The 6,596-nt window shown below is 71.4% G+C and carries 4 protein-coding genes and 1 pseudogene; 4 read left to right on the top strand and 1 reads right to left on the bottom strand.

Annotated features, from left to right (window positions below):
* Positions 1 to 92 precede the first annotated feature (92 nt).
* Positions 93 to 2,102, top strand: a complete 2,010-nt coding sequence (locus tag Q0C41_RS28665) for an O-antigen ligase (RefSeq protein ID WP_291989971.1) — start codon at positions 93 to 95, stop codon at positions 2,100 to 2,102.
* A 39-nt stretch (positions 2,103 to 2,141) separates the two neighbouring features.
* Here Q0C41_RS28665 and Q0C41_RS28660 read toward each other — a convergent pair whose 3' ends face one another.
* Positions 2,142 to 2,945 carry a type II CAAX endopeptidase family protein gene (locus Q0C41_RS28660; RefSeq protein WP_291989968.1) on the bottom strand — a complete coding sequence of 268 codons (804 nt, stop codon included), beginning with the start codon at positions 2,943 to 2,945 and terminating at the stop codon, positions 2,142 to 2,144.
* 73 nt (positions 2,946 to 3,018) lie between these two features.
* Here Q0C41_RS28660 and Q0C41_RS28655 point away from each other — a divergent pair, with 73 nt between their 5' ends.
* The 3 genes and pseudogenes from Q0C41_RS28655 to Q0C41_RS28645 form a co-directional block, all read left to right on the top strand.
* Positions 3,019 to 4,437: a sigma-54 dependent transcriptional regulator gene (locus Q0C41_RS28655; RefSeq protein WP_291989967.1), complete on the top strand. Its 1,419-nt coding sequence runs from the start codon at positions 3,019 to 3,021 to the stop codon at positions 4,435 to 4,437.
* Positions 4,438 to 4,450: 13 nt separating this feature from the next.
* Positions 4,451 to 6,295: an ATP-binding protein gene (locus tag Q0C41_RS28650; RefSeq protein ID WP_291989965.1), complete on the top strand. Its 1,845-nt coding sequence runs from the start codon at positions 4,451 to 4,453 to the stop codon at positions 6,293 to 6,295.
* 17 nt (positions 6,296 to 6,312) lie between these two features.
* Positions 6,313 to 6,596 (top strand): annotated as a pseudogene (locus Q0C41_RS28645) (hypothetical protein); the annotation flags it as partial.

The following is a 6,596-nucleotide window of genomic DNA, read 5'->3' as shown; positions in this document are numbered from 1 at the left end:
CGGAGCCTCGTGCAGGCGCGGCGGACGGCCCTCGTGGCCGACTGGCTGGCCGGGATCCGCGAGCGCACGCCTGTCCAGATCGCGGGGACGCCGTGAGGCCAGCGGCCCAGTGGGGCGGCTGGCGCGAGGCCGGGTCACGCCTCGCCCTCCTGCCCCTGCTGGGCGCGTCCCTCTCTGTGCCCGGCTGGGTGCTGGCCACCGCCCCCGCCATCCCGCTGTGGCTGCGGGCGGGCCTGCTCGCCCTGACCGCGCTCGCGGCGCTCCGTCCGCAGTGGTCGCCCGCCGTGCTCATCGGGCTGGTGCCGCTGCTGCCCATCTGGCCGACGCTGGTGCCCGCCGTCCCCGATGGCATCGTCCACCTCGTCGTGGCGACCCAGGCCCTGCCCTGGATCGTCATCCGCCTCTGCGGACGTCGCGGCGACGGGACCAGCATGGCGCCGGGATGGGGGGTGTTCGTCGGCGTGGCGACCGTGTCGTTCCTCGCGTCGATCACGCCGGAGCCCTGGCGCGGCGTCGATCTCCCCCACGTCTGGCGCCTCCTGCAGACCCAGGTGCCGGAGTACATCTTCGCGGTCGATCACGCCGCGGCGCCGACCACACTGCGGGCGTGGACCGCCCTGATGGATGGCCTGCTGTGCGTCCTCATCGTCGGGTGGGCCGCCACGCGCGCAACGCGTGAGCGGACCCTGCGCGCGGCCGCCGTCGCGGCCATTCTCACCGCGCTGTTCGGCATGGGGCAGGCCTGGACGGGGCTCGGGCTGCAGACGGCCTGGCTCGTCTTCGACAGCGGCATCACCCGCATCAACGCCACCTACATCGATCCGAATGCGCTCGCGGCGTTCTACGCCCTGACCGCGCCAGTGCTGGTCGGCCTCGCCATGCGCTCGACGGCCTGGACGCGTATCGCGTGGGCCAGCGGCGCCGCGCTCGTGCTCGTGGCGGTCGTCATGACCGCGGGGCGCGCCGGGCTCGTGGCGCTCGGCACCGGTCTGCTGACCATGGTGGGGATCGCCCTGCGCCACGGACTCGACGCGATCGACCCGTCACCGTTCGTGCAGCGGTCGCTGCGACGTGGCGTGCGCCTCGTGGTCGTGGTCGTGCTCGTCGTGGTGGCGGGCGTGGCCGCCCTGGGGACGGCACTCGACGTGCGGCACGAACAGCAGACCTCGTACGTCCACACGTGGCTCTACACCTTCAACCTGCGGCAGCCGCCCGACGCCATCGCGAAGGGGCGCATCGCCGTGTGGCAGGTGGCCCTCCGCATGATCGAGGAGCACCCACTCACCGGCCAGGGGCTCGGCAACGCCCCTGGCGAGTTCGAGCGGGTCCGCGCCACCCTCGGCATCGAGTCGCTGCCGCGCGATGCGCGCCTGTCGCCGCACAACACCTACCTGCTCGTGGCCAGCGAACTGGGGGCCCTGGGGCTCGCGGCGTTCGTCCTGATGCTCGCGGCGGTCGTGATCGGGGTGCGGGCGCCCGGCAACCTCGTGCCGCGCACCGCCGCCACCTGGCCGGTCGCGGGCCTGGTCGGTGGTCTCGTCGGCTACACCCTCACGATGCTCACCGGCGATCGCATCCTCCTGCGCGAGGACGTCGTCGTCGGCACCCTCTGCGCGGCGCTCGCCACGCTGGGCGCGTCGCCGCTCCCGCGCGCGTGGCGGGTGACGGCCGTCGGGTTGCTGCTGGTCGCCTGCGCGAGCTGGCCCGTCCGCACGGGCTGGATTGGTGGTCGCGCGGCGCTCGTGGCCGCGCCGCCGCACGAGGGGCTGCATCCCGATCAGCTCGGCGCGCGCGGCGAAACGTATCGGTGGACCACGGGGGATGCCGTGCTCCATGTGCCGGCCGAGGCGTGGCGTGTGCGCATTCCCGTCCGCAATCTGTCGCCGCAGCCGCAGCGCCTCGAGGTGGCCATCGATGGACGTCCGGCCGACCGCCGCCTGGTCGACTCCGGGCCCTGGGTCGTCCTCGACTACCGGTTGCCGCCGCATCCCGACGGGCACTGGCACGCCATCCGCCTCCAGGTCTCGCCGACCTGGCAGGTCCCCGGCGACGCGCGCGTGCTCGGCGTGGTGGTGGGGGAGTGGGGCTACGAGACCCGGTAACCCCGCTGGCGACCAGTGCGCCACCGAGGTCGCCGCGCGTCAGGGTGGCGGCAGGACGCCGTGCTTCGAGGCGTACTGGAAGAGCGCGATCTCGATCAGGTTGAAGAGGGCGTGCGAAATCGCGGGCGCGACGATGCTGCGGCGACGCAGGTACATGACCCCCCAGAACAGCCCGAGGGTGCCGGTGATGATGGCGGCGTCGAAGCCCTGCGTCAGGTGACCGAGGCCGAAGGCGACGCTGAACAGCGCCAGGCCGACCCGCGCGCCGCCGAGATGCTGATCGAACCGGTGCAGGATGAACGCGCGCTGCACTTCCTCGCGCAGTCCGCCGGCCAGCACCACCACGACCGCGAACACCGCCACGCGCCACGGCGAGGTCAGCATCGCCTGCAGCGGATTCTGCGGCACGTTGTGCAACCAGGGCGCCAGCACCTGCACCACCGTGCCGAGCAGGATGACCAGGCCGAAGACCACCGGGAGGTAGGTGACGCCTCGCCGCACCTCGGGCCACAGCGGTCCACGACCGAGCAGGACCTCCAGCGGGCGTTCGCCACGGAGATGCAGGAAGAGCATCACGAGCAGGACGATCGCCACCGTGTCGAGCAGGGACACCGCGACCACGAACTGGAAGGGCAGGGGGTCGTCGGTCGTCACCCGCAGGCCCAGCCCGATGAGGAGTCCGCCGATGAGGATCTGCGTCGGGAAGCCCGAGCAGAGCAGGACCTCGAGGAGGGACAGGGCCCGGGACGGCGCTGGCGGGTCGGGGACCGTTCCCGGACGGTCGGGCTCGGGCGTCTCCAACGGCTGAGACGGCGTATCGTTCGCGTCCGTGGCGGTCACCATGTAGATGTTACGCTGTGGGAACGCGCCGTAGTGCGACCTCTGCATTTTCGCGAAAGGGTGCCGTGTGCCGAGTGTGATCGAATCCTCCCGCCCGCCCGACCCGTTACAGGACCAGCCGGCCGGCGAGCGCATCCTCGTGGTCGAGGACGACCGCTCCGCGCGCATCGGGCTCACCGAGCTGATTCGCGCCTGGGGCTATGTCGCCGAGGATGCCTCCGATGGCGAGGAGGCGCTGCAGAAGATCACGACCTTCCGCCCGGGCATCGTCCTGACCGACCTCGTGATGCCGCGGCTCGATGGCCTCGGGCTGCTGCGCGCGCTGCAGGACCAGCTGACGGATCTCTGCGTGGTGATCCTCACGGCGCAGGGCACCGTCGAGACCGCCGTCGAGGCCATTCGCGATGGGGCCTACGACTACCTGACCAAGCCGGTGGATCCGCACCGGCTGCAGATCCTGCTGGCCAAGGCCGTGGAGCGCCAGGAGACGCGGCGCGAAGTGCGCGTGCTGCGTCGGCAGCTGCGTGACCAGGGCAGCTTCGGCCGCATCATCGGCAACACGCCAGCCATCCGGCGCCTCTACCGCACGATCGAGCAGGCGGCGCCGACCGGCGCCTCGGTGTTGATCTGGGGCGAGTCGGGGACCGGCAAGGAACTGGTCGCGCAGACGATCCATCAGCTCAGCGATCGGGTGCACCAGCCCTACATCGCCATCAACTGCGCGGCCATCCCGGAGACGCTGCTCGAGAGCGAGATCTTCGGGCACGAGAAGGGCGCCTTCACGGGGGCCGTCGAGCGTCGGCTCGGCTGCTTCGAGCTGGCGCACCGCGGCACGCTGTTCCTCGACGAAATCGCCGAGATGGTGCCCGTCACGCAGGTCAAGCTGCTGCGCGTCCTGCAGGAGCGCACCTTCCGTCGTCTCGGCGGCCGGGCCGAGCAGAGCGTCGACGTGCGCATCATCGCGGCCACCAACGTCAACCCGCTCGAGGCCGTGCAGCGGGGCAAGCTGCGCGAGGACCTGTACTACCGGCTCAACGTCTTCTCGATCGAGCTGCCGCCCCTGCGGGCCCGTCGCGAGGACATCCCGCTGCTCGTGCAGTCGTTCATCAGCGAGTTCAACGGGCGCAACGGCAAGGACGTCAAGGGGGTCTCGCAGGACGCGCTGGCCCTGCTCGAGCAGTACCACTGGCCCGGCAACGTCCGCGAACTGCGCAACGTCATCGAGCGGGCCACCATCCTGTCGCCGGGCGAGTTCATCGAGGCGGCGCAGTTGCCGCCCGAGCTGTCCCTGCCGCCGGCCAGTGCCAGCGAACGACACCAGATCACCATCACGCCCGGCACCACCGTGGACGAGGCGGAGATGCGGTTGATCGAGATCACGCTGGCGCACACCGGCCAGAACAAGACGCGGGCCGCGGAGCTGCTCGGCATCAGCCTCAAGACCCTGCACAACAAGCTGAATCGCATGAAGGGCCGCGATCAGTCAGGCGACTGATCGCCCACGGCGCATGCGTCTGAGCTACCAGACCCGGCAGGCGCTCGGCGTGACCTGCATCGTCGCGCTGACGGTGATCGCGCTGAGCGTCGTGTACCTCGCGGCGCAGGCGCACGCCCTGCTGGCCGAGAGCGAGCTGCGCGGGCGCATGCTGGCCAACGCGACCTACCAGCGCGCCTTCACGCTGGTCCGCAGCCGCGAGTCGGCCGCGGCGGACCTGCAGGCCGACCCGGGACTGCGCGCCATCCTCCTGTCGGCCATCGGCTTTGCCGAGAACGTCACCTACGCCACCATCACGGACGTCCGTGACCAGGCCCTGGTGCACAGTTCGCCGACGCTCGAAGGCACGCCCGTGCCGCCGCAGCCGTCGCTCGAGGAACTGCTGCAGGGAGGACCGCTGACCCAGTTGCGCGGCGTGTGGGAGCAGCGCAGCTACGAAGTGACGCAGCCCCTGCTGCTCGGCGACGAGCGCTTCGGGTCGATTCGCATCGGCGTGTCCACGGTGCTGATCTGGGCCGGCCTCAAGTCGGCGCTCAAGCCGATCGCCATCGTGGCGGCCGCGGCCATCGTCCTCGCGACCGGCGTCTCGTGGCTGATGGCCAGGCGATTCCTGCGGCCCATCCACGTGCTGCAGAGCGGCATCGCCCGGCTCGGCCAGGGTGAAGAGGACGTGCGCCTCGACCTGCCCGACGAGGACTTCAAGGATCTCGGCACGTCGTTCAACGCGCTCAGTCAGTCGGTCTCGTCGATCCGGTCCCGGCTGGTCGAACAGGCGCGCCGCGCCGAGTCCGTGGTCGAGCGCCTCGAGGACGCCGTCGCCATCGTCGGGCCCAACGGCGACGTGGCGTTCGTCAATGCGGCCATGAAGGCGCTGCTGCCGGCACTCGAGCCGGGCGCGGCGCTGGCCACGGCGGTCTCCGAAGGGCACCCCTGTCGCGTGATCGTCGAGCAGGCCCTGGCGGTGCGCGCCTCGCGCGGACCGCAGATCGCCGATCTGCCGGGCGTGGGCGGCGAGGTCGGCAGTCAGCAGCAACTGATGGCGCATCCCATCGCGGATCAGGCGCGCGGCTTCGTCGGGGTGATGCTCGTGGCGCGCAACGTCGGTGCCCTGACCCAGCTCCAGACGATGCTGCGCTATTCGCGGAAGCTGTCGTCGCTCAACCGACTGCTGGCCGGGGTGGCGCACGAGGTCAAGAACCCGCTCAACGCGATGACCATCCACCTCGAGCTGCTCAAGCAGAAGCTGGGCAAGCGCGCGGCGCTCGCCGTGGCCGGGGGCGCGGGCGGGAGCGGGCTGCCCGAGGCGCCGCCGGCCGATGGCCTGATGAGCCACGTCTCGATCATCGGCGAAGAGATCCGGCGCCTCGACCACGTCGTCCAGGGGTTCCTCCGGTTCAGTCGCCCGGAGGAACTGCAGCTCGAGCCGGTCGTGATCGCGACCCTCCTGCAGGACATCGTGGACGTCGTCCGGCCGCAGGCGGAACAGCACGGCATCGTCGTCGAGACCGAGGCGCAGCGCGACGTCCTCATCCAGGTCGACCGCACGATGGTGCGGCAGGCGCTGCTGAACCTCGCGCTCAATGCCATCGACGCGATGCCGTCGGGCGGATCGCTGGCGCTTCGCGCCCGGCCCGTCGAAGACCAGCAGGTGCAGGTGGATGTGGTGGACACCGGAGCGGGCATCCAGCCCGAGCACCTGGCCCGCATCTTCGATCTGTATTTCACGACGCGCGAGCAGGGCAGCGGACTCGGCCTGTCCATGGTGTATCGCACCGTCCAGTTGCACGACGGCACGATCGAGGTCGAGTCGACGCCCGGGCGGGGCACGTCGTTCCGGTTGCGGCTGCCACGCGCATGACCACGAGGAGAGGGTTCGTGATTCGCACCATGTCGGCTCGAGGCTGGCACCATCGGAGACCGCGCCTGCTGATCGCGGCGCTCGTCCTCCTCGGCATGGGCGGCTGCACCCGCGGCACGCCGGTCACTGCGCCGGTGTCCGTGGCGCTGGATGTCCCGCCGGCGCCTGCTCGGGTCATCTCCACGCCGCCCGAGCCCGTCGCCCCCACCGAGGCGACCACCGTCGAGCGCCCGGCCCCGGCCTCGCGTCCGTCCCGGACGGGGCGGTCGACGTCGACGCGCCCCGATGCGGCCCGGCCCGC

The sequence above is a fragment of the Luteitalea sp. genome, assembly GCF_022842525.1.
Lineage (GTDB): Bacteria > Acidobacteriota > Vicinamibacteria > Vicinamibacterales > Vicinamibacteraceae > Luteitalea.
The sequence above is the reverse complement of the archived record's forward strand: the minus strand, read 5'-3'. Positions and strand labels throughout refer to the sequence as shown.